The organism is Rhizobium sp. YTUHZ044 (assembly GCF_051123975.1).
GTDB lineage: Bacteria > Pseudomonadota > Alphaproteobacteria > Rhizobiales > Rhizobiaceae > Rhizobium.
Genome location: NZ_CP101426.1, coordinates 115,449 through 134,983, shown reverse-complemented (window position 1 = coordinate 134,983; position 19,535 = coordinate 115,449). Strand labels below are relative to the sequence as shown.

Genomic DNA, 19,535 nt, shown 5'->3' with positions numbered 1-19,535 from the left:
GAGATCGACCATGCGCATCAAAGAGCTATTTCAATAGCTGTAACGGAGCATTCGCATCAACCCAGACGTTTGCCGACATGGCTGCGGCACGGCACCGGAGCAGCCCTCCTCGGCTCAGGCGTTTTCGCTCATATTCTGCGGCAGAGATTGCAGCAGGGTCTGACGGGCGGAGCGCAGGTGGACGCGGCAGGCTTTTCCGATCGCTGCCTGGTCGCCGGATTCCAGTGCGGCGATATAATCCAGATGTTCGTGGATGGCGCGTTCGTTGCGCTCGCGGGCGGCCGTCTTGTTCCACTGGTAGTGATAGTGGAAGATGATGGCGATCGCATCGTAGAAATCGGCAATGAAGCGGTTCTTCGAGGCGCGGTGGATCAACAGGTGGAAGCGCTCGTCGAGGACCGAGAAGTCCTTGAAGCGCTGGTTGATGTCGGCAAGCATGGAAAGATGCTCCTCGCGCATGGCGGCCAGATCGATCCAGGCCTGATTTTCGCGCGAAAGCCTGCCGAATTCGGCGGCGGAGTGCAGCTCGAACATTTCGCGGACATCGGCAAGCTCGAGCGCGAATTCGCGGGTGAAGCCCTTCAGCGTCCAATGGCTGTTCGGCCGCTTTTCGATCAGTCCGAAGCGGGAGAAGCGGATCAGGAATTCACGCACGCTCGTTGTGCCGGTGCCGATCTCGCGGGCAAGCTCCAGCTCGTTGATCTGCATGCCGGGTGCGGCATCGTCGGCCAGGATGCGCCGCATGAAGCTGCGCTCGATGATGTCGTGCAGCGAATCCGTCTCTTCGGAAGGAAAGAGGTCGCGGTCGGTGGGCTCGCGCAGCACGATCTTCTGACGTTTGTTCCAGCGGATGATGCCTTCATCGCTGAGGCGGGTGAGGATGGCGCGCGCGGTTGAACGGCTGACGCCGAGCTGGGCTGCGATCTCCGGTTCCGACGGCAGCGCCGTATCCGTGCGCAGGGCCGCGGCATACCTGTTGTAGGCTTCCTTGAAGACCGTATTCTGCCTTGCCATCAGATCCCCCGCTTTCCGCCCGCGTGCCGGGATTGCCGTTCCGCTTCAACAGCGAAACGGCGCCCGACCGGAGCTTGTTGAAAAAACCATTAGCGTATTTCCGATCGTCTGCGGCGCATTGCCTCCCTGGTCCACAGGTTCAATATTCCCGTTGACTTGAAAATGTTTATTGTAGATAAAAAACAAAATCAATCGCATTCGCCGATGCAGCGAGCGTTTCCTTCAGGGAGAAGAGATTGGACAAACAGCCTTGGATCATCCTGTCGGCCGGCGACAATGTAGCGGTCGCAACGGCCGCCATCGCCGAGGGCTCGACGGTTGCCGGCATTGCAGCCCGCCAGAAGATCGAGCCGGGCCACAAGGTGGCGATCGCGGATATTCCGCTGGGATCGGCCGTGGTGAAGTACGGGCAGGCGATCGGCCGCACCACCGCCGAGGTCAAGGCCGGTGACCATGTGCACAGCCATAATCTGCATTTTGAAAACGACCGTCTGGCCGCCACCGCCAATTCGGCGCCGGCAGAAGCAACCGCAGAGGACAAGGCGCGCACCTTCATGGGCTATCGCCGCGCCGATGGGCGGGCGGCGACGCGCAACTATATCGGCATCATCGCCAGCGTGAACTGTTCCACCACCGTCTGCCGGGCAATCGCCGACGAGGCGAACCGGACGATCCTGCCGCATTACGACGGCATCGACGGTTTCGTGCCGATCGTGCACGATCAGGGCTGCGGCATGAGCTCGACCGGCGACGGCATGAACGTGCTGCACCGCACACTTGCCGGCTATACCAGGCATGTCAATTTCGGCGGCGTGTTGATGATCGGCCTCGGCTGTGAGGTCAACCAGCTGACGCTTTACGGCCAGAGCGGTGCGGGCGCCTCGAAGCGCCACTTCAACATTCAGGATGCCGGCGGTTCGCGCCGCGCGGTCGAGCGCGCCATGGGCGTGCTGCGCGAGATCGCCGCCGATGTCGGCAGGGAGAAGCGCATGCCGATTTCGATCGGCGAGATCATCATCGGCCTGCAATGCGGCGGCTCGGATGGCTTTTCCGGCATCACCGCCAATCCGGCGCTCGGTGTCGCCGCCGATCTGCTGGCGGCGGCCGGCGGCACGGCGATCCTGTCGGAGACCTCGGAAATCTATGGCGCCGAACATCTGCTGCGCAGCCGCGCCGTCAGCGACGAGGTGGCGCGAAAACTCGACGAGAAAATCGCCTGGTGGGAAGATTACGTCGCGCTGCACGGCGCCTCGCTCGACAACAATCCGTCGCCCGGCAACAAGCGCGGCGGGCTCACCACCATCCTGGAAAAGTCGCTCGGCGCCGTCGCCAAGGGCGGCCGCTCGCCGCTGACGGCGGTCTATGGCTATGCCGAGCGGGTGACCGCGCCCGGCCTCGTCTTCATGGACACGCCCGGCTACGATCCGGTTTCAGCGACCGGACAGGTGGCGGGCGGGGCAAATATGATCGCCTTTACCACCGGCCGCGGCAGCTGCTTCGGCTGCCGGCCGGCGCCGTCGCTGAAGCTGTCCAGCAATTCGGCGCTCTATGCCTCGATGGAAGAGGACATGGACATCGATTGCGGCACGATCGCCACCGGCGACGCGACGATCAGCGGCAAGGGCCGCGAGATCTTCGATCTGATCGTCGACACGGCCTCCGGCAAGAAGACCAAGAGCGAGATCTTCGGTTACGGCGATAACGAATTCGTGCCTTGGCATCTCGGCGCTACGCTCTAGATTGCGATGCTAAGCTGTTGTTTTTAGGCAATTCCCGGGGGGGGCATGATGAAGACGAGACGGATCGGCAAGACCGGGCTTGAGGTGACCGAGATCAGCTACGGTGCAGCTCCCCTGGGTGGTCTCTACCGCGACTGCCCGCGCGATCAGGCGATGGAGACGCTGCAGGCAGCCTGGGACAGCGGCATCCGCTATTTCGATGTCGCTCCCTGGTACGGCCTCGGCCTTGCGGAACGGCGCGTTGGCGATTTCCTGCGCGATCAGCCGGATGGCGCCTATGTGCTTTCCACCAAGGTCGGCCGGCTGCTGAGGCCGGTGCCGACGGGTACCGTTCCCGACTATAGCTATGTCAATCCGCTCTCCTTCGACGCCGATTACGACTATTCCTATGACGGCATCATGCGCTCGGTCGAGTTCAGCTATGCGCGCCTCGGCCTCAACCGCATCGACATTCTCTACGTGCATGATATCGGCGTCTATACGCATGGCGCGGCGAAGAACGCGGTCTACCAGAAGCAGCTTCTCGATTCCGGCATCAAGGCGCTGGACGCGCTCAAGTCATCGGGCGCCATCTCTGCCTTCGGCCTCGGCGTCAACGAGGTGCCGGTCTGCCTCGACGTCATGCGCCATGCCGATCTCGACTGCATCCTGCTTGCCGGCCGTTATACGCTGCTCGACCGTTCGGCGGTCGCCGAACTTCTGCCGCTCTGCCGGCAGAAGGGCACATCGCTCGTCGTCGGCGGCGTCTTCAACTCCGGCATCCTCGCTACAGGCCCGGTGCCGGGCTCACATTTCGACTATATGCCGGCCGATGCGGACGTTCTTGCCAAGGTCGGCGCCATGGAGGCAATCGCCAAGCGTCACGGCGTGCCGCTCGCGGCCGCCGCCATGCAATTTCCACTGCGCGACCCGATCGTCGCCTCGGTGCTGATCGGCACGGCAAAACCGTCGAGCCTGACGCGCAACATGGAGACAGTCGAGCCGCCGCTAGCCGACGAGATCTACGACGAATTCGAACCCTATACGCTCACTGCGCCGCCGCTCGGCGCCGAAGCGGTCCGGGTCTGAGGGAGACAACATGCTGAGAGGTATTCATCCGCTGCTCGGGCCCGATCTGCTTCATGCGCTGAAGACGATGGGGCATGGCGACGACATGGTCATCGCAGACGCCAATTTCCCCGCGGGCTCGATGGGCCCACCGGTCATCCGCGCCGACGGCGTCAGCGCCACCGCGATGGCCGAGGCGATCCTGACACATATGCCGCTCGACACTTTCGTACCCGAGACTGCCTGGCGGATGGAGGTAGTCGGCGACCCGCAGGCCGTGCCCGAGGTCTGCGCCGAATTTCAGGAAATCGTCGCCCAGCGCGCCGGCGAGTTTTCGATCGTGCCGGTGGAGCGTTTCGCCTTTTATGCGATGGCGCGCAAGGCCGCCTATATCGTGGCGACAACCGAATTCCGGCTGTATGGCAACCTGATTTTGAAAAAGGGCGTCGTGCATCCGCACGAGGTCGATTTCACCTGATAGCTATTTTAGGTTATCGTAGTATTGGAATAAAATCAGATGCTTGGAAGGAGTTTTCCGTAGCAAAAAAGCTGGATTGACGCCCTTGCAATTTGATTGCGCCTCGGCTAGCTTCTGTCTGCAAATGTTTTTTATCGATAAAAACCCTCCGCCAGCGTTCAGCGGTCCGGTTTATTGGAGGAGAACGCATCCTGAGAGGAGAACTTTTATGAGCATCGTGAAATCCCTGCTGTCCCGCCGCGCCTTTACCGCGCTCGCGGGTGCCGCCGTCATCGCCACAGCGATGCCGGTCACGTCCTTTGCCGCCGACGTGACGATCCCGATCATCGTCAAGGACACGACGTCCTTCTACTGGCAGATCGTTCTGGCCGGCGCCCGCAAGGCCGGCAAGGATCTCGGCGTCAACGTGCCGGAACTCGGCGCCCAGGCAGAATCCGACATCAACGGCCAGATCAGCATTCTGGAGAATGCCGTTGCCGGCAAGCCGGCCGCCATCGTCATCTCGCCGACCGAATTCAAGGCGCTCGGCAAGCCGATCGACGAAGCCGCCAAGTCGGTTCCGATCATCGGCATCGACTCCGGTGCCGACTCCAAGGCGTTCAGCTCGTTCCTGACGACCGACAACGTCCAGGGCGGCCGCATCGCCGCCGACGGTCTTGCCGCCGCCATCAAGGAGATGACCGGCAAGGAAGAAGGCGACATCGTCATCCTGACCAATCTTCCCGGCGTCGGCTCACTGGAACAGCGCCGCGAAGGCTTCCTCGATCAGATCAAGACCAAGCATCCGGGTCTGAAGGTCATCGCCGACAAGTATGGTGACGGCCAGGCAACCACCGGCCTCAACATGATGACCGACCTGATCACGGCCAACCCGAAGCTCGTCGGCGTCTTCGCCTCGAACCTGATCCTGGCGCAGGGCGTCGGCCAGGCGATCGCCGAAAACAAGCTCGGCGACAAGATCAAGGTCATCGGCTTCGACAGTGACGACAAGACGGTCGGTTTCCTCAAGGACGGTGCGATTGCCGGCCTCGTCGTTCAGGACCCCTATCGCATGGGCTATGACGGCATCAAGACCGCGCTTGCCGTCTCCAAGGGCGAAAAGGTTCCTGAGAATGTCGACACCGGCGCAAACCTCGTCACCAAGGCGAACATGGCCGATCCGAAGATCGACGCGCTCCTGAACCCGAAGATCAAGTAAGACGACAGACGGGCCGCGCCGGCTCAAAAACCGGCGCGGCCTTTTCCATCCATGGTATGGTTCAGCAGGGATGGAGCAGACGCGACAAGAGGAGGAGAGGTCCATGATCGGACTGGAAGAGGTCAGTCATCGCCACGATGACAGCGCCACGCTGAAAGAAGCCAATCGCATTCCCGCCGGATCGCCTATCCTCGAACTCAAGGGCCTGCAGAAGAATTACGGTCATGTGCAGGCGCTGAAACCGGCGACGCTGACCTTCCTGGCCGGAGAGATCCACGCCATCGTCGGCGAAAACGGCGCCGGCAAATCCACCCTGATCAAATTGCTCACCGGCGTCATCACCCGCACGGCCGGCGAGGTGCTGTGGTGCGGCCATCCCGTCGGGCTGTCGACGCCGAACGAGGCGATCGCCCGCGGCATCAATGCCGTCCACCAGGAAGTGGTGCTCTGCCCGCACCTGACGGTCGCCGCCAACCTCTTCCTCGGCGACGAGGTCAACCGCTATGGCCTGATGCGCAAGAAGCAGATGGAAAAGATGGCGCAGGCGGTACTCGACGATCTTGGCTTCGGCCTGCCGGCCGGCGCGCTTCTAAGTTCGCTGACGATCGGCCAGCAGCAGCTGGTGGCAACGGCGCGCGCGGCGATGCGCGGCACGCAATTCCTGATCTTCGACGAACCCACCGCCTATCTGACACGCCAGGAATCGGCGCAGCTGTTCAAGCTGATCCGCCGCCTGCAGGGCGAAGGCGTGACCATCGTCTATATCAGCCACCGCATGGAGGAGGTCTTCGAACTGGCCGACCGGGTCTCGGTGCTGCGCGACGGAACGCATGTCGGCACGCGGCTGATCGGCGAGACCAATGATGCCGAGCTGATCGCTTTGATGATCAACCGCTCGATCGAGCAGATCTACCACAAGGAAGAGATCGCCTTCGGCGAGACGATCGTCGAGGTCAAAGGGCTTTCGGGTCCGGGCTTCGAGGACGTGTCGCTCAGCGTCAAATCAGGACAGATCGTCGGCCTCTATGGCCTGATCGGCGCCGGACGCAGCGAATTCGCGCTGGGCCTTTATGGGCGCCAGCCGAAAAGCGCCGGCGAAATCCACTGGATGGGCAAGCGCGTCGACATCCGGAACGAACGCACGGCCATGGAGCTCGGCATTGCGCTGGCGCCGGAAAGCCGGCGCGACCAGGGGCTCTGCCTCAATCAGTCGATCGGCCTCAATATCAACCTGCCGGTCTTCGGGCGCCTCAGCCACGGGCCGGTCATCAACCATGCGCGGGAATCGGCGAATGCCGACAATCAGATCCGCAATCTCAGCATCAAGACGCCGAGCCGGCGCGTTCCGGCCTCCAGCATGTCGGGCGGTAACCAGCAGAAGATCGTCATCGGCAAGTGGCTGAGCCACGGCGCCAGGCTGTTCATCTTCGACGAACCAACCGTCGGGGTCGACGTCGGCACCAAGGCGGAAATCTACCGGCTGTTCGCCAAGCTTCTGAAGGAGGGGGCGGGCATCATCCTGATCTCCTCCTATCTGCCAGAGGTCTACGAACTGGCCGACCGGCTGCACGTCTTCCGCGGCGGCAGGATCGTCGCCAGCCATGATTTCCACGCGGCGACGCATGAAGAAGTGCTCAGCGAAGCGATCGGCGTCTGAGCACGAGACAACAAAGAGATAGAGCATTTCCGCGGTTCGGAGAAAAACGGAAAGGCTCTAAGAGGGAGAAAATTCATGACTGCCACCCCCACCGAAATCGTCGCGCCGCCGCCGCGTCGGAAAATGAATATCCTGTTCGGCCTGACGCTGATCGGGCTCTTGATCTTCCTCTGGGTCGTGCTCGGCTTCGTCACCGCCAGCTTCTGGACGCCGCTCAACATCTCGAACCTGCTGCGTCAGGGGGCGATGACGGCGATTCTGGCGCTCGGCCAGACCTTCGTCATTATCACCGCCGGCATCGACCTGTCGGTCGGCGCCATCGTCGGCTTCTGCACGGTCATCATCGCCTGGCTGCTGCAGGCCGGCGTGCCGCTCTGGGCGGCGATCGTGCTGACGCTCGCCATCGGTGTGGCGATCGGCGCCTTCCACGGCTTCGGCATCGTCCATATGGGCCTGCCGCCGTTCATCATCACGCTGGCAACGCTGACATCGCTGCGCGGCATCGGCCTGCTGATCACCAACGGTTCGACGATCAGCATCACCGACGAGAGCTTCAGCAATTTCGCCCGTGCCGATTTCCTCGGCATTCCCAGTCTGTTCTGGATGGTCATCCTGGTGGCGGTGCCTTCCTTCGTCTTCCTGCATCTCAGCCGCTGGGGCCGCTATCTCTTCGCGGTCGGCTCGAATGCGGAAGCCGCGCGCCTTTCCGGCGTCAACGTCAAGGGCATGATCTATCTCGCCTATATCCTCTCGGCCGGCTTTGCCGCCTTCGTCGGCGTGCTGCTCGCCTCGCGCATCGCGATCGGCAATGCGACGCAAGCCGACGGCTGGGAACTGCAGGCGATCGCATCCTCGGTCATCGGCGGCACCAGCCTGTTCGGCGCGGTCGGCTCCGTGCACGGCCCGCTGATCGGCGCCTTCATTCTCGCCACCATCAACAACGGCGCCAACCTTCTGAACGTCAACTCCTTCTGGCAGCGCATCATCACCGGACTGCTGATCATCGTGATCGTGTTCTTCGACCAGTTGCGCCGCCGCAAGAGCAGCTGAGCAGCGAGAGAGAGCGGCCTGCCCCTCATCCGGCTGCCGCCACCTTCTCCCCGCTCGCGGGGAGAAGGGACCAGGCCGCAACCTCTCGGTCCCTCGCCAATGTCTCGCTGGGCACGTCCCCTCGCCCCGCAAGCGGGGGTCCGCAGGACGGGTCGAGACGAGTGGCTCGACCCTGGTAAGGCTAGGGTGAGGGGCAGCTATCCGCCCGAACCGAACAGCAGTTGGCACGACACAGAGTAAAGAACGAAGAATGCGAGACCCGTCATGAAAGCAGTTGTTTGCCGCGAACCCGGCGTGCTCGACATCGTCGAACGCCCATCACCTTCCGCACCGGCGCCCGGATGGGTGCGGCTGGCCGTCAGCCATGTCGGCATCTGCGGCACGGATTATCACATCTACGAGGGCAAGCACCCTTTCCTCGAATATCCCCGGGTGATGGGGCATGAGATCTCGGCGACGGTGATCGAGGCCGGCGACGGCGTGGCGCTTACGGCCGGCACGCCTGTCATCGTCAACCCCTATCTCTCCTGCGGTCAATGTGTCGCCTGCATCAAGGGCAAGCCGAACTGCTGCACCAACATCAAGGTCCTCGGCGTCCATACCGATGGCGCCTTCTGCGAGGAGATCTCCGTTCCGGCAGGCAATCTCTATCCCGCCAAGGGCCTCAGCCTCGAAGCGGCGGCGACGACGGAATTTCTGGCGATCGGCGCCCATGCGGTGCGCCGCTCGCTCGCCGGCGCCGGCGCGCGCTCGCTCGTCATCGGCGCCGGGCCGATCGGGCTCGGCGCTGCGATCTTCTCGCGCATCGCCGGCCATGACGTGACGCTGCTCGATACCAGCGCCGAACGGCTGCAGATGGCCGCCGAACGCTTCGGCTTCACCTCCGGCATCGTCGCCAACGAGGCGACGGCCGAGGCCGTCAAGGAAAAGACCAATGGCGACGGCTTCGACGTGGTCTTCGACGCCACAGGTTACGGCCCGTCGATGGAGAAAGCCTTCTCCTTCGTCGCCCACGGCGGCGCGCTGGTGCTGGTCAGCGTCGTCAAGGACGACATCCGCTTCTCCGATCCGGAGTTCCACAAGCGCGAGATGATGCTGATCGGTAGCCGCAATGCCACTCGCGCCGATTTCGAGCACGTGGCGGATTCGATCGCCAAAGGGCTGGTGCCGGTCGACAAGCTGATCACCCACCGCACGACACTCGCCGACGCGCCGCGCGATGTGGCCCGCTGGGCGCATGAGAAGAGCGGGCTGATCAAGGCGGTGATCAGGGTTGGTGGGTAGGTAGGACGTGTATCATGCGCGCGGAGTGCTGCGCGTGGATACTCGGGTCAAGCCCGAGTAGGACGGAGTATGAGGAGGCGGCTGCAGCGAGAGGCGGGACGTCCGGAGGAATTCCAGCAAAATGCGAGCGGTTTTGGGTGGAACTCGCCTAGGCAAACACGGTAACTGCAAAAGCCACTGGGTTTGCGGTACCTGCCGCACAGGCTCCCCCACTCTCCATCGTGCTCGGGCTTGACCCGAGGACCCATGGCCGCAGGCGCTCCATTCGCGTTCCAAACTGCAACCGTTTGTCGTCAACAGTGCAGAAACCGCTAACACACCGCCGCAATCGCCCTGCTCATCTCCCTAACCGCCGCGGCATCCGTCCGGTTCGCACTTTTCGCCTCGAAACCAAAAGCCACCGCACGCGGATCGCGGCTTTCGACCGGCGAGCTGCAGGAGCCGTGGACCTCTCGGGCTCCGGTCGCACGGAGAATTTCGCCGACATTGGCAGGGCGGACGCCGCTGCCAGGCATGATCGAGATGCGGCCGGCCGCTTTCTCTGAAAGACGCTTCAGCGTATCGAGGCCGTCGGCCGCCTTCGGCGCGCAGCCGGAGGTCAGGATGCGCTCAACGCCGAGTTCGATCGCCTGTTCCAGCGCCTGATCGGCATCCGGCACCAGGTCGAAAGCGCGGTGCAGCGTCGAGCCTAGGCCGGCGGCATGCGCCTTCAGACGGTGGAGCAGCGGCAGGTCGAGCGTGCCGTCCGGGCGGTTGGCGCCGATGACGACGCCGGCGAGGCCGGCTGCGCGCACCGCGTCGATATCGAGCATCATCGCCTCCTCGTCGACGCTGTCGAAAATGAAGGGGCCGGCGTGCGGGCGGATCATGGCATAGACCGGAATCGGCGCCCGGGCGGCGATCCGCATCAGGCTCGGCAGCGGCGTCAGACCGCCGAGCTCCAGCGCCGAGCACAGCTCGATGCGGCCGGCGCCGCCTTCGATTGCGGCGGCAAGGCCCGCGGCGCTGTCGACGCAGACTTCCAGTAAAATCGTCACGCTGCCGTCTCCCTGGCCCCGTCGACCTGCTTTGTGATGGGCGCGGCAGATTCCGAGGTGATTTTGGCGGCCGCCGCGATGATCATCTCGCAGGCATCGGCAGCGGCTTTTCGATGGTTGAAGGCGACGTGATAGGACATCGGCAGATGCTCGTCGAGATCGACGATGCGCACCTTGTCGGCGATCGGCATGGCGCTGACACGGCCGAGGAAGGAGACGTAGCCGTGATTGGCGACGAGATCGACGATGACAGGCAGCGAATCCGCCGCGGTGATATCCCGGCTGCGCAAGCGCCGGTCGGGTGCGCTCGCTTCGCTGAAGGCCATGGCGGCGTGGCCGAGACCGGTGCGCGGGCTCGGCGTGCAGATCGCATGCGCGGCGACGAGTTCGGCGACTGTGGTTTGGGTGCTTTGCGGCGGCGCGATCGCCACCATGTCGGTCTGCAGCAATTCGCGATGCCGGAAATGTTCCAGGCCGAAGACCGAATCCAGGACGGCGACGTCGATGCGGCCGCTCTTCAGCGCCTCGCGCAGGTCGTCGGCGGTCATCGAGACCAGCGAAATCGCGTTGTTGCTGCGGCGCGCATTCCATTCGGAGACCAGCAGGCCCAGGCAGCGCGCCACCCAGCTTTCCGATCCCGTCGGGATGATCGAGCCGATGCGCAGCGACCGCGCGGTGCGGCGGTAGCGCTCGTCGGCGGCCGATTTCAGATCGTTCCATGCCTGGCTGATCGCCATGAAGATCTGGTAGGCGCGCCTGCCCTCCTCCGTCAGCACCGAGCCCTGCGCCTGCCGCTCGAACAGGCGGCGGCCGAGAAATCGCTCCAAATTGGCGAGCTGCAGCGAAAGCTGCGGTTGCCCCAAGTGAAGGCGGCGGGCAGCGCGGTTGATGCTGCCCTGGTCGGCCACCTCGAGAAAGCGCTCGATCGCAACCACCTTGACGGGGATGCGCGACGCCCAGGCCTCGGCCGTCCCGCTGGCGTCGTGGCCTGCAAATTTGCCGAGTTCGCCGATCGCGACGGTAATCGGCTGCAGGCCTTCGAGCAACCCGCCGGCGGCGATCAGCATCACCAGTTCGCCGGAAGCGCGTTCCGTCAGTTTCATCGCCAGTTCGGTCTCGGCATTACGGATTGCCGCAGACACGGTGGACGGCGACAGCTGGAAGCGGCGCGCGGTCTCGCGGACTGAACCTGAGGTCAGGACGTGGTGCGTTATGAACAGGGCGCCGAGATGCAAAAGGCGGGCTCCGGAAAGCGCTGGAAGAACCGGACGATATGACGTGTTCGCGAAAAAAGATATCCCTGCCCCGGGAGAGCGGGGCTATCGTCACCTTCATAACAAGCCGGGCGGCGGAATTCCCGCAAACGAGCACCGGACCATCGTGGGAACACGCAAGGGGACAAAAACAAATCGCGCCGGCCTTGGAAAAGGGAATGCATTTCCGCGCGCGGAAAGAGGTTCGCCGCCATAATCGTCGGCGCGACCGCAAATACTGGAGGGGGCTTGCATCGATTTTTCGGGCGGGCACGCTATTTCCATGACGCACGCAATTCGGATGATGGCGGCCTTACCGCCTTCGCCGGCGGATTTCCTGCGCGCAAGCCTTGCCGGCTTGGGCCTCATCACGGTGTTTAAAAGGGGATATTCAATGCTGAAGAAACTCGCACTTGCCGTTTCGCTCTCCGCCTTCGCAGCGGGCGCGGTTCAGGCCGCCGACGTCGTCGTCTCGTCGAAGATCGACACGGAAGGCACGCTGCTCGGCAACGTCATCGCACTGGCGCTCGAAGCCAACGGCATCAAGACGCAGGACCGTATCGCACTCGGCGCCACACCGGTGGTGCGCAAGGCGATCACCGCAGGCGAAATCGACATCTACCCAGAATATACCGGCAATGCCGGCTTCTTCTTCAACAAGGCCGATGACGCCGCCTGGAAGAACATCGACCAGGGTTACGAGCTGGCGAAGAAGCTCGACTACGAGGCCAACAAGATCGTCTGGCTGACGCCGTCGCCGGCTAATAACACCTGGGCGCTCGCCGTGCGCAATGACGTCGCCCAGCCGAACAAGCTGAAGAGCCTGACTGACTTCGGCAAATGGGTCGCCGGCGGCGGCGCTGCCAAGCTTGCGGCTTCCGCCGAATTCGTCAATTCGGCCGGCGCGCTGCCCGCCTTTCAGACCACCTATGGCTTCCAGCTGAAGCCCGACCAGATGGTCGTTCTTTCCGGCGGCGATACCGCGGCGACGATCAAGGCGGCCGCCGACCAGACGAACGGCGTCAACACCGCGATGGTCTACGGCACCGACGGCGCGATCGAAGCGGCCGAGCTCACCGTTCTCGAAGACGACAAGAACGTGCAGCAGGTCTATGCGCCGACCCCGATCATCCGCGAAGAGGTGCTGAAGGCCAATCCGAAGATTGAGGAAATCCTCTCGCCGATCTTCAAGAGCCTGAGCGCCGACGAGTTGCGCAAGCTCAATGCCAAGATCCAGGTGGACGGCGAGCCGGCAAAGTCTGTTGCCGAAGCCTATCTCAAGGAAAAAGGTTTCCTGAAGTAATCATTGCCGCTCCGCCCCGTCGCGGGCGGAGCCTCCCCTGACGACAGGGTCGGCCAGACAGGGTTGGATTGATGGAAGAAAGCTCAACGGTCCGCAGGCTGGATCGGCTCGGCGTGGTTCTGGTGGCGGGCGGCATTGCGGCGACGGCACTGATGCCCTTCATCTACGTCAAGGCGAACCGCATCGCCGCCGGCAAGCCGATGCTGCTGACGCAGCTTCTTCCCCAGCCCTCCGTCATCATCCTGACCGCCCTTCTCGTCCTGACCGCCCTCGCCACCTTGTTTCTCCGAAATGCCATGGCGCGGCTCGTCATTGCCACCCTTTGCCTTGCCGCACTGATCGCTGCGATCGGCCTGGTCTCGACCGCGGCGACGCCGCCCGGCAGCACGGTGGCGCGCATGACGCCCGGCGGCGGCTTCTGGGTGCTGTTCGCGGTGCTCGGGCTCATCATATCGGACGCGCTGGTCAAGATCCGGCTGGCGCCCTGGATGCGGGTGGCAGCGCTTGGCGTCTACGCGGCGCTGCTCTTCGCCTTTCTCGCCTCCGGCCTGCTGGACAGCCTCTCGATCATGAAGGAATTCTCGACGCGGTCGGCACAGTTCGAGACCGAGGCATTCTCACATCTGCTGCTGGCGCTCGGCTCGCTCGTTATCGCCATCACTCTCGGGCTGCCGCTCGGCATTCTGTGCTTCTGGGTGCCGAAGCTCAGGGCCGTCGTGCTGCAGGGCCTAAGCCTGATCCAGACGATCCCGAGCCTGGCGCTCTTCGGCCTGTTGATGCTGCCGCTCGGCTATCTCGCCACCCATGTGCCGCTTGCTGCTGCCATCGGCATTCGCGGCATCGGCACGGCGCCTGCCTTGATTGCACTCGTGCTCTATTCGCTGCTGCCGATCGTCGCCAATACCGTCGTCGGCCTGCAGGGCGTCGACCCCTCGGTGCGCGATGCCGCCGCCGGCATGGGGCTGACGCGCCGGCAGATCCTCTTTGGCATCGACATGCCGCTTGCCTTTCCGGTCATCCTCACCGGAATCCGCATCGTACTGGTGCAGGCAATCGGCATGGTGACGATTGCCGCGCTGATCGGCGGCGGCGGTTTCGGCATCTTCATCTTCCAGGGGCTCGGCCAGACGGCGATGGACCTCGTCCTGCTCGGCGCCGTGCCGACCGTCTTCTTCGCCTTCTCATCGGCCGTCATCCTCGATGCGGTCATCGACAGCATCCGGGGACCTGCCGCATGAGCATGATCGAGATCAGGAACGTCACCAAACGCTATGGTGCTGCCACCGTCGTCGACAAGGTCTCGATGAACGTCGAAAAGGGCGAGATCACCGTCATCGTCGGCACGTCGGGCTCGGGCAAATCGACGCTGATGCGGATGATCAACCGGCTGGTGCCGATCAGCGAGGGCCAGATCTTCGTCAACGGCCAGAATGTGATGGATGTCGAGGTGACCGAGCTCCGCCGCCGGATCGGTTATGCGATCCAGGGGCACGGACTGTTTCCGCACCGGACCGTGGCGCAGAATATCGCCACAGTGCCGCGGCTGCTCGAATGGGATTCCAGGCGCATAGCCGCCCGCGTGGAGGAACTGCTCGGGCTTTTCAACCTCGATCCGGCCGAGTTCGCCGAGAAATATCCGCATCAGCTTTCCGGCGGCCAGCAGCAGCGCGTCGGCGTCGCCCGCGCCCTCGCCGCCGAACCGGAACTGCTGTTGATGGACGAGCCCTTCGGTGCGCTCGATCCCGTCATCCGCGGAAAGGCGCAGGATGATCTCCTGGCGATCCAGAAGCAGTTCGGCACGACCGTCATCCTCGTCACCCACGACATGGACGAGGCCTTCCATCTCGGCAACCAGATCGCCGTGATGAGCCAGGGGCGACTGTTGCAATGCTCGACTCCGGAAAAGATCCTCACCGAACCGGCCGATCCCTTCGTGCAGCAACTGACCGGCACCTCCGACCGGGCGCTGAAGCTGATGTCGCTGCTGCCGCTGAAGGAGAGCATGGAGCCGGCCAAGAGCGGCCTCGCCTATGCCCTGCCGCAGTCGCTCAGCCTTCGCGATGCGCTCGCCGAAATGATCTGGCAGGGGGTCGACGAGGCGGCGGTGCAGGATGGCGAAAAGGCGCCGGTGGGATCGATCTCGATGACAAGGCTGCTCGAACTGGGCCGCAAGGCATGAAACTCGTCGTCGCCAATCTCTTCCGGCTGACCGCACTCGGCTTGCTGCTGATCCTGCTTTTCAGGACCCAGTGGCTTTCCTTCCTGTTGACGCCGCTGACCAGCAACAATGCGCCCGCTGTCTATACGCAGAACAGCCTTGTCTCGCTGGCGCTCGGACATCTGCAACTGGTGATCGGATCGATCGTCTGCAGCGCCGTGCTCGCCGTTGCCGGCGGCATCTTCGTGACTCGGGAAAGCGGCGCGGATTTCCTGCCGCTGTCGCGCGCCATCGCCAATGCCGGCCAGACCTTCCCGCCGGTCGCCGTTCTGGCGCTCGCCGTGCCCGCCACCGGCTTCGGCGCCATGCCAACGCTGATCGCGCTCTTCCTCTACGGCCTGCTGCCGATCTTCGAAAACACCGTCGCCGGCCTGAAGCAGGTGTCGCCGCAGGTGCTCGACGCGGCCGACGGCATGGGCATGAACGGCACGCAGCGGCTCACGCGCGTCGAGCTGCCGCTTGCGCTGCCGCTGATCCTCGAAGGGCTGAAGGTCGCGACCGTGATCAATATCGGCACGGCGACGATCGGCTCGACGGTTGCCGCCAAGGGTCTCGGCGAGGTGATCATCGCCGGGCTGATATCGGACAATACCGCCTTCATCCTGCAGGGCGGGCTGATCGTCGGGCTGATGGCGGTACTGATCTATGACGCCATGGGCCTCGTCGAAGCGGCGATCACGCGAAGAATCGGCTTGCGCCCGGCGTAAGAGGACCGCTACCAAGGCTGCGGTGATCGATTGAACGGGAGGCCGCCTTGGCGAAGATGATCCACTCCATGATCCGCGTTCTCGACGAGGCGCGCTCGGTCGAGTTCTACGGCAAGGCCTTCGGTCTCTCGGTTGCCGACCGTGTCGATTTCGACACCTTCACGCTGATCTATCTGAGCAATGCCGAGACCGGCTTTGAGCTGGAGCTGACCGTCAACAAGGGCCGCACCGAACCCTATGATCTCGGCAAAGGCTATGGCCATCTCGCCGTCTCGGTCGAAGAAGTCGCCGTCGAGCGCGAGCGCATGGTGAAACTGGGGCTCAAGCCGGGCGAGCTGGTGGAGCTCAACCGCGACGGCAAGTTGTTCGGCCTGTTCTTCTTCGTCAGCGATCCCGACGGCTACAAGATCGAAGTGCTGCAGCGCCACGGCCGGTTTCTCTGACGGCGCGCGATCTTCCGATCCAACCATAATCCCACAGCTTCGAGCGGCATAACCAGGAGCCCGCCATGATCGAGAAAACCGCGCTCAATTCCGGCTGGACGCTCACCTGCAACGATACAGGAAGACCCGACCTGCCGGATGCGATGCCGGCGACGGTGCCCGGATGCGTCCATACCGACCTTCTCGCCAGCCGGCTGATCCCCGATCCCTATATCGATGTCAACGAGATCACCAATGACTGGATCGGCAGGGCGGACTGGACCTATCGCTGCCGCTTCGAGGCAACGCCCGACGATGGCAGAATGCAGGAACTCGTCTTCGACGGGCTGGATACGATCGCGGTCATCAGCCTCAACGGCGAAGAGATCGGCCGGACATTCAACATGCACCGCACCTACCGTTTCGATGTTTCAGGTCTACTGAAGACCGGCGCCAACGAACTCTCCGTCACCTTCCGCTCCGCCTACGCCTATGGCGCTGAGATGGAAAAACATTACGGCTACCGGCCCAACAACTATCCGGGGCCGGGCAATCTGATGCGCAAGATGGCCTGCAATTTCGGCTGGGACTGGGGGCCGACGCTGGTGACGGCGGGCATCTGGAAGCCGGCGAGGCTGGAGAGCTGGGATGGGGCGCGGCTCGCCGAGACACGGGCGTCGGCCACGCTTGCCGGCGGCGACGGGCTGGTGACGGTGCATGCAAGGCTGGCGCGCCACAGCAATTCCAGGCCGTTCCGGCTGGTCGCCGAGATCGGCGATGTGACGACGTCGGTTACGATCGCCGCCAGCGAAGACGAGGTTTCGTTCGAGATCACGCTGCCCTCGCCGCAGCTCTGGTGGCCACATCATCTCGGCGCCCAGCCGCTCTATCCGCTGACGCTTACGCTGATCGATGAGGCCAGCGGCGATCGGCTCGACAGCTTTGAGCGCGAGCTCGGTTTCCGTTCGCTCAGGCTCGATACCGCTGCAGATGCGTACGGTTCGGCCTTCACCTTCGTCATCAATGACGTGCCGTTGTTCATCGCCGGCGCCAACTGGATCCCCGACGATTGTTTTCCCTCGCGGGTGACGCGCGAGCGTTATGCTGCCCGGATCGAAGAGGCGAGGAGCGCCAATATTCATATGCTGCGCGTCTGGGGCGGCGGCATCTTCGAGCGCGACGAATTCTACGAAGCCTGCGACCGCATGGGCATGCTGGTCTGGCAGGATTTCCTCTTTGCCTGCGCCGCCTATCCGGAGGAGGAGCCGCTTCGAAGCGAGGTCGAGGCGGAGGTGCGCGACAATGTCGTGCGGCTGATGCCGCATGCTTCGCTGGTCCTCTGGAACGGCAATAACGAGAATATCTGGGGTTTCGACGAATGGGGCTGGCGGCCGATCGTCAAGGCGGGCGAGAGCTGGGGGCTCGGCTATTATCTCGACCTGCTGCCGAAGCTCTGCGACGAACTCGATCCCCGCCGGCCCTATTATCCCGGCAGCCCCTATTCCGGCTCGATGGAGATCGAGCCGAATGCCGACGGACATGGCTGCAAACATATCTGGGACGTCTGGAACGATGTCGGCTACGAGGTCTACCGCAACTACATCCCGCGTTTTTGCTCCGAATTCGGCTGGCAGGCGCCGGCCAATTGGGCGACGATCGAAGAGAGCGTCCACGATCAGCCGCTGACGCCGCAATCGAACGGCGTCTTCCACCACCAGAAGGCGACGCAGGGCAATGACAAGCTGATCCGCGGGTTGGCCGGCCATCTGCCGGCGCCAAGGACGATGGACGACTGGCACTTCGCCACCCAGCTCAACCAGGCGCGCGCCATCCGCTTCGGCATCGAGCACATGCGCTCGCACCGGGCAATCTGCAAGGGCGCGGTGGTCTGGCAGTTCAACGACTGCTGGCCGGTAACCTCCTGGGCCGCCCTCGATTCGGCCGGACGCCGCAAGCCGCTCTGGTATGCGCTGAAGGCGGCCTATGACCCGCGCCTGCTAACGATCCAGCCGCGCGACGGCGGACTGGCAGCGGTGGCGATCAACGAGAGGACGCTGTTCTGGCGAGCCAAGATCAGCGGCAAACGCCTGAGGCTCGATGGCAGCGTGCTTGCGGAATTCGAATTCTGGCGGCTGCTCTGCGACCGCTTCGAGGCCAGGGAGTTTCCGCTGCCCGAGGAGGTCGTCAGGCCGGATTTACCGAAGGACGAGGTCGTTGTCGTCGACATGCTCGACCGGCGAGCGTTTCACTATTTCGTCGAGGATATCGACCTTGCCCTGCCGGCGCCGCGGCTGAGCGTCGATGTGACTGCGATAGAGGATGGTTACGCGGTCAAGGTGAAGGCCGAGAATTTTCTCAAGGATCTCTGCCTGATGGCGGATCGGCTGGATCCGGATGCGGTCGTCGATTCGATGCTGGTGACGCTGCTGCCGGGGGAGAGCCATGTGTTTGACGTGAGGACGGCGAAGGTGATTGAGGCTGATGACATTGCTACCGGCACGGTGCTGCGATCGGCCAATGATCTACTCGCGGGTCGGTGAAAGCCCCTCATCCGTCCCCTCGCCCCGTTTTTACGGGGAGAGGGTTAGGGTGAGCGCCGACCCTGGCACAGGGGGCGTGGCGACGGTCACCACACACCAAAAGGCCCCGCTGCCAACGGGGCCCTTCCAGCTCGGTCCATCGAACGAAGTTACATCCAGTAGGGCGGCACGCCGTAATAATCATACACCCGGCGGCCATTGTCGTTGTACCAGGTGTCGTCATCGTCCGAATAGCTGGGTGCGCCTTCGATCTGCTCCTTGGTCAGGTCGATGCGGTAGCCGTCCAGCTGGGTGTCGTAATTCAGCTTTTCCCAAGGCAACGGATAGTGGTCATGACCGATGCCCAGGAAGCCGCCGAAGCTTAGCACGGCATAGGCGACGCGGCCGTCGCGCTTGCCGATGATCAGGCGTTCGATCGAGCCGATATGCCGGCCATCGGCGCCATAGACGCGGGTGCCTTCGACGCGGTCGCTGGCGATCAGCGAATGCGTTTCCTTGGCGTTCGGGTCACGGCGGCTGGCGTCGGTGTCCTGATTCAACATTTGAACCTCCTTTGGTGTTTCCTCATGGTTGGTATGAAAGGTCAAC

The 19,535-nt window shown here is 63.4% G+C and carries 17 protein-coding genes; 13 read left to right on the top strand and 4 right to left on the bottom strand.

Annotated elements, in window-relative coordinates:
* Window positions 1-114 precede the first annotated feature (114 nt).
* Window positions 115-1,014 carry a GntR family transcriptional regulator gene (locus NL154_RS00660; protein WP_434733425.1) on the bottom strand — a complete coding sequence of 300 codons (900 nt, stop codon included), beginning with the start codon at window positions 1,012-1,014 and terminating at the stop codon, window positions 115-117.
* Window positions 1,015-1,250: 236 nt separating this feature from the next.
* Here NL154_RS00660 and NL154_RS00655 point away from each other — a divergent pair, with 236 nt between their 5' ends.
* The 7 genes from NL154_RS00655 to NL154_RS00625 all read left to right on the top strand — a co-directional run bounded on the left by NL154_RS00655 (window position 1,251) and on the right by NL154_RS00625 (window position 9,467).
* Complete coding sequence (locus tag NL154_RS00655; RefSeq protein WP_210629353.1) at window positions 1,251-2,753, top strand: UxaA family hydrolase; 1,503 nt, start codon at window positions 1,251-1,253, stop codon at window positions 2,751-2,753.
* Window positions 2,754-2,801: 48 nt separating this feature from the next.
* Window positions 2,802-3,821 (top strand): aldo/keto reductase, encoded by a 1,020-nt coding sequence (locus NL154_RS00650; protein WP_210629354.1) that lies wholly within the window; start codon window positions 2,802-2,804, stop codon window positions 3,819-3,821.
* Window positions 3,822-3,831: 10 nt separating this feature from the next.
* Window positions 3,832-4,278: an RbsD/FucU family protein gene (locus tag NL154_RS00645; protein ID WP_434733424.1), complete on the top strand. Its 447-nt coding sequence runs from the start codon at window positions 3,832-3,834 to the stop codon at window positions 4,276-4,278.
* 208 nt (window positions 4,279-4,486) lie between these two features.
* Window positions 4,487-5,476 (top strand): ABC transporter substrate-binding protein, encoded by a 990-nt coding sequence (locus tag NL154_RS00640; protein WP_210629356.1) that lies wholly within the window; start codon window positions 4,487-4,489, stop codon window positions 5,474-5,476.
* 103 nt (window positions 5,477-5,579) lie between these two features.
* Window positions 5,580-7,133: a sugar ABC transporter ATP-binding protein gene (locus tag NL154_RS00635; RefSeq protein ID WP_210629357.1), complete on the top strand. Its 1,554-nt coding sequence runs from the start codon at window positions 5,580-5,582 to the stop codon at window positions 7,131-7,133.
* 75 nt (window positions 7,134-7,208) lie between these two features.
* The gene (locus tag NL154_RS00630; RefSeq protein ID WP_210629358.1) at window positions 7,209-8,183 is read left to right on the top strand and encodes an ABC transporter permease; all 975 of its coding nucleotides are present in this window, start codon (window positions 7,209-7,211) and stop codon (window positions 8,181-8,183) included.
* A 264-nt stretch (window positions 8,184-8,447) separates the two neighbouring features.
* Window positions 8,448-9,467, top strand: a complete 1,020-nt coding sequence (locus NL154_RS00625; RefSeq protein ID WP_210629359.1) for a zinc-binding alcohol dehydrogenase family protein — start codon at window positions 8,448-8,450, stop codon at window positions 9,465-9,467.
* A 311-nt stretch (window positions 9,468-9,778) separates the two neighbouring features.
* Here NL154_RS00625 and NL154_RS00620 read toward each other — a convergent pair whose 3' ends face one another.
* Both NL154_RS00620 and NL154_RS00615 read right to left on the bottom strand, forming a co-directional pair.
* Window positions 9,779-10,504, bottom strand: a complete 726-nt coding sequence (locus NL154_RS00620; RefSeq protein WP_210629360.1) for a copper homeostasis protein CutC — start codon at window positions 10,502-10,504, stop codon at window positions 9,779-9,781.
* Window positions 10,501-11,739, bottom strand: a complete 1,239-nt coding sequence (locus NL154_RS00615; RefSeq protein ID WP_221145865.1) for a LysR family transcriptional regulator — start codon at window positions 11,737-11,739, stop codon at window positions 10,501-10,503. The genes NL154_RS00620 and NL154_RS00615 overlap by 4 nt, the downstream gene beginning before the upstream one ends.
* Before the next feature lie 412 nt (window positions 11,740-12,151).
* On the opposite strand from NL154_RS00615, the gene osmF reads away from it, so the two are divergent.
* From osmF to NL154_RS00585, 6 genes are all read left to right on the top strand, one after another.
* Window positions 12,152-13,060: a glycine betaine ABC transporter substrate-binding protein OsmF gene (gene osmF / locus NL154_RS00610; protein WP_210629362.1), complete on the top strand. Its 909-nt coding sequence runs from the start codon at window positions 12,152-12,154 to the stop codon at window positions 13,058-13,060.
* 71 nt (window positions 13,061-13,131) lie between these two features.
* The gene (locus NL154_RS00605; RefSeq protein ID WP_434733423.1) at window positions 13,132-14,298 is read left to right on the top strand and encodes an ABC transporter permease; all 1,167 of its coding nucleotides are present in this window, start codon (window positions 13,132-13,134) and stop codon (window positions 14,296-14,298) included.
* Window positions 14,295-15,239: an ABC transporter ATP-binding protein gene (locus NL154_RS00600; protein ID WP_210629364.1), complete on the top strand. Its 945-nt coding sequence runs from the start codon at window positions 14,295-14,297 to the stop codon at window positions 15,237-15,239. The genes NL154_RS00605 and NL154_RS00600 overlap by 4 nt, the downstream gene beginning before the upstream one ends.
* On the top strand, window positions 15,236-15,985 hold the full coding sequence (locus NL154_RS00595) for an ABC transporter permease (RefSeq protein ID WP_210629365.1): 750 nt from the start codon (window positions 15,236-15,238) through the stop codon (window positions 15,983-15,985). The genes NL154_RS00600 and NL154_RS00595 overlap by 4 nt, the downstream gene beginning before the upstream one ends.
* A gap of 47 nt (window positions 15,986-16,032) precedes the next feature.
* Window positions 16,033-16,428 (top strand): VOC family protein, encoded by a 396-nt coding sequence (locus NL154_RS00590; protein ID WP_210629366.1) that lies wholly within the window; start codon window positions 16,033-16,035, stop codon window positions 16,426-16,428.
* A gap of 65 nt (window positions 16,429-16,493) precedes the next feature.
* Entirely contained in the window at window positions 16,494-18,947 is a 2,454-nt protein-coding gene (locus NL154_RS00585) for a glycoside hydrolase family 2 protein (protein ID WP_434733422.1), read from the top strand.
* Between the two features lie 149 nt (window positions 18,948-19,096).
* Here NL154_RS00585 and NL154_RS00580 read toward each other — a convergent pair whose 3' ends face one another.
* A complete protein-coding gene (locus NL154_RS00580; protein ID WP_037143114.1) occupies window positions 19,097-19,489 on the bottom strand; it encodes a PRC-barrel domain-containing protein in 393 nt (130 codons plus the stop codon).
* Window positions 19,490-19,535: the final 46 nt, after the last annotated feature.

Bases quoted from the DNA above. Each gene is read 5' to 3' on its own strand.
- NL154_RS00660 (WP_434733425.1), bottom strand. From the start codon at position 1,014: ATGGCAAGGCAGAATACGGTCTTCAAGGAAGCCTACAACAGGTATGCC.
- NL154_RS00650 (WP_210629354.1), top strand. From the start codon at position 2,802: ATGAAGACGAGACGGATCGGCAAGACCGGGCTTGAGGTGACCGAGATC.
- NL154_RS00645 (WP_434733424.1), top strand. From the start codon at position 3,832: ATGCTGAGAGGTATTCATCCGCTGCTCGGGCCCGATCTGCTTCATGCG.
- NL154_RS00640 (WP_210629356.1), top strand. From the start codon at position 4,487: ATGAGCATCGTGAAATCCCTGCTGTCCCGCCGCGCCTTTACCGCGCTC.
- NL154_RS00635 (WP_210629357.1), top strand. From the start codon at position 5,580: ATGATCGGACTGGAAGAGGTCAGTCATCGCCACGATGACAGCGCCACG.
- NL154_RS00630 (WP_210629358.1), top strand. From the start codon at position 7,209: ATGACTGCCACCCCCACCGAAATCGTCGCGCCGCCGCCGCGTCGGAAA.
- NL154_RS00625 (WP_210629359.1), top strand. From the start codon at position 8,448: ATGAAAGCAGTTGTTTGCCGCGAACCCGGCGTGCTCGACATCGTCGAA.
- osmF (WP_210629362.1), top strand. From the start codon at position 12,152: ATGCTGAAGAAACTCGCACTTGCCGTTTCGCTCTCCGCCTTCGCAGCG.
- NL154_RS00605 (WP_434733423.1), top strand. From the start codon at position 13,132: ATGGAAGAAAGCTCAACGGTCCGCAGGCTGGATCGGCTCGGCGTGGTT.
- NL154_RS00600 (WP_210629364.1), top strand. From the start codon at position 14,295: ATGAGCATGATCGAGATCAGGAACGTCACCAAACGCTATGGTGCTGCC.
- NL154_RS00595 (WP_210629365.1), top strand. From the start codon at position 15,236: ATGAAACTCGTCGTCGCCAATCTCTTCCGGCTGACCGCACTCGGCTTG.
- NL154_RS00585 (WP_434733422.1), top strand. From the start codon at position 16,494: ATGATCGAGAAAACCGCGCTCAATTCCGGCTGGACGCTCACCTGCAAC.
- NL154_RS00580 (WP_037143114.1), bottom strand. From the start codon at position 19,489: ATGTTGAATCAGGACACCGACGCCAGCCGCCGTGACCCGAACGCCAAG.